Here is a 2,802-nt window from a genome sequence, read left to right as displayed (position 1 = left end):
AGAACATTGAATGTGTAAGAACGAGAATTAAAAAACAGCTTTCCAGATTAAAGAATTTGCTTGGCGACCATAGCGTTTTGGACCCACCTGATTTCCATGCCGAACTCAGAAGTGAAACGAAATAGCGTCGATGGTAGTGTGGGGCTTCCCCATGTGAGAGTAGAACATCGCCAGGCTTTAAATTTAGTTTTCGCCTTTTTAAAGAGGCGAAGACAAAAGTTAAGAGAGCCCGTTTGTAAAAGCGGGCTTTTTTAGTCCTCACGGACGCAAATAATGTGCTGATATGGCTCAGTCGGTAGAGCGCATCCTTGGTAAGGATGAGGTCCCCAGTTCGATTCTGGGTATCAGCACCATTTATTGTTTGTTTTATGTTTTAAATTAAAGCCTAAAACAAAATGTAAAGAATTTTGCTTGGCGACCATAGCATTTTGGACCCACCTGATTTCCATGCCGAACTCAGAAGTGAAACGAAATAGCGCCGATGGTAGTGTGGGGGTTCCCCATGTGAGAGTAGGACATCGCCAGGCTTTAGTTTTATTTTCACTTTTTCGAAAAGTGAAGACAAAAGCGGACACTTGCTTATTAAAGCGAGTGATACCACTGCGGAGTGGTAGTTCAGTTGGTTAGAATACCGGCCTGTCACGCCGGGGGTCGCGGGTTCGAGTCCCGTCCACTCCGCCACTTATATTAAGCCCTAGTCGAAAGACTGGGGCTTTTTCGTTTGGTCGTGTTCCCTAGAAATGTATTTACACATTGAAGGCGATACAATGCGACTATCTTGACCCTTTTGGCGCATGAGTTTCTCAGGAAGATGAGCCTGCTGCCTGCACTTCCAATTACTCCGAGTTTGTATCATGTCCTCGTTGAAAGGTTGGTCATTTGAACAATGAGTATTTATAACACTCGCCCTCAACCGTAATAGAATGAATAGTCTTCCGTACTGCGTGTTTTGTTAGCGTCTCTCTTAAACAATAATTTTCTACATCTTATTTCTCAAACATTCATTGCCTCCATGTTTAGAGCGGGGCCGTCGTTGCGTGGATTACGCAATTTCCCGAAATATAGTGAGAAAGAGAGCTAAGTCTTCCGAAAATTAATGCCTTTTAGAAAACTTTGTTTTCTTTGCTGAACTTGCTAGTAGCGATTAACCTAAGAGGAGTTCTTGAGGAGTATGTTTGATGATGCAACAAATAAAAAATGAAACGCTGAAATCTGTATTTAAACAATGGTCTTCCGGTGAGGGAATTGTAGTCATCAACCCTGCAACTGAGCAAGAGTTAATTCGGTTAAAGCCTAGTACTCTTGATGAGTTAGATGATCTCATTGGTCAGTGCAAAACGGAGCAAGTCCGTTGGGCTAAATTAAGTGCCAAAGAGCGCTCTCGTCGTTTGAGGGGGTGGTATCAACTACTTCTTGATAATGCAGAAGACATAGCCACGATTATTACCTTAGAGCAGGGTAAACCTTTAGCTGAGAGCAAAGGGGAAGTGATGTATGGTGCCTCTTTTGTCGAGTGGTTCTCAGAAGAAGCAAAACGTGCTTATGGCGAAGTTATTCCTGCCCCCACGACAGATAGACGTCTATCTGCAATTCGCCAGCCTGTGGGAGTATGCGCTGCAATTACACCTTGGAACTTCCCTATTGCGATGATTACAAGAAAAGCAGCACCAGCCCTAGCGGCAGGTTGTGGCATGTTGATCAAGCCATCAGAGCTTACCCCTCTCACTGCAATTGCTGTTGTTGAATTAGCTTATCAGGCTGGTATCCCTAAAGAACTGCTTTCTGTCGTGGTGTCGGAGCAGGCTGCTGAGTTTGGTCAAGTACTAAGTACTGATCCTAGGATTCAGAAGATCTCTTTTACGGGGTCTACGCGAGTCGGGAAAATTTTGATGAAGCAAGCCAGTGATTCAGTCAAGGCGGTGTCGATGGAGTTGGGTGGTAATGCGCCTTTCATCGTGTTTGAAGATGCAGACTTAGATGCGGCTGCGGAAGGGCTTGTCGCGTCGAAGTTCCGTAATGCAGGGCAAACATGTGTTTGTACCAATCGGCTATATGTTCATAAAAATGTAAAACAAGCTTTTATTGATAAAGTATTGTCGAAGTTAAGCAAATTAAAGCTTGGCAATGGTTTAGAGAAAGGTGTCACATTAGGTCCTGTTATTACGATGGCCTCTAAGCATCGACTAGAGGCGGTGATCGATCAAGCTGTACAAGAAGGAGCCTCTATTGCTAACTCTCCACAGAGACGGCCTGGTCGCTTTATGGAGCCCGTTCTTTTGGATAGTGTGACGCAGAATATGTCGATTGTTCAGCAAGAGCTATTCGGGCCTGTGTTGCCTATTGTTACCTTTGAAAATGATGATCAAGTTCTCGAAATGGCGAACGATACAGAATATGGTTTGGCTTGCTATTTCTATACGAATAGCTTGAAGCGTATTGTGACTTTTAGTGAAGGTTTAGAGTACGGCATGGTTGGAATTAATGAAGGGATCATCTCTACTGAAGTGGCTCCATTTGGTGGAGTTAAAGAGTCGGGTGTTGGACGGGAAGGTGCTAAGCAAGGACTCGATGAATATCTGGAGACAAAGTATATTTGTCTTGGTGGTTTAAGCTGATTTCAGAGATGGCCGATTGAATTAAAAAGCTAGGTTTTTACCTGGCTTTTTTTAGTTGAATGTACCGTCCTAAATAAGGTTGACACTTTCCACCCCCAAAATTGGAGAGTGTTATGAAATCAACAACTAAAAGAACTCAGCGCGATTACTCCCTCGCTTTTAAACTCACTGTAGTTGATGAGGTTGA

Annotated in this window: 1 protein-coding gene, 2 tRNA genes and 2 rRNA genes; all 5 read left to right on the top strand. The window is 43.6% G+C overall.

The window, feature by feature from the left end; all coding sequences use genetic code 11:
* Positions 1–59 precede the first annotated feature (59 nt).
* Positions 60–176: ribosomal RNA gene (gene rrf, locus L3V37_RS23870) — 5S ribosomal RNA — on the top strand.
* A 101-nt stretch (positions 177–277) separates the two neighbouring features.
* Positions 278–353: transfer RNA gene (locus L3V37_RS23865), tRNA-Thr, on the top strand.
* Between the two features lie 57 nt (positions 354–410).
* Positions 411–527 (top strand): 5S ribosomal RNA (rrf, locus tag L3V37_RS23860).
* A gap of 77 nt (positions 528–604) precedes the next feature.
* Positions 605–681: transfer RNA gene (locus L3V37_RS23855), tRNA-Asp, on the top strand.
* 497 nt (positions 682–1,178) lie between these two features.
* Positions 1,179–2,615: an NAD-dependent succinate-semialdehyde dehydrogenase gene (locus tag L3V37_RS23850; RefSeq protein ID WP_237307334.1), complete on the top strand. Its 1,437-nt coding sequence runs from the start codon at positions 1,179–1,181 to the stop codon at positions 2,613–2,615.
* Positions 2,616–2,802: the final 187 nt, after the last annotated feature.

This window comes from Vibrio sp. D54, assembly GCF_021728075.1.
Lineage (GTDB): Bacteria > Pseudomonadota > Gammaproteobacteria > Enterobacterales > Vibrionaceae > Vibrio > Vibrio alginolyticus.
This window is presented reverse-complemented; position numbering and strand designations above follow the sequence as displayed.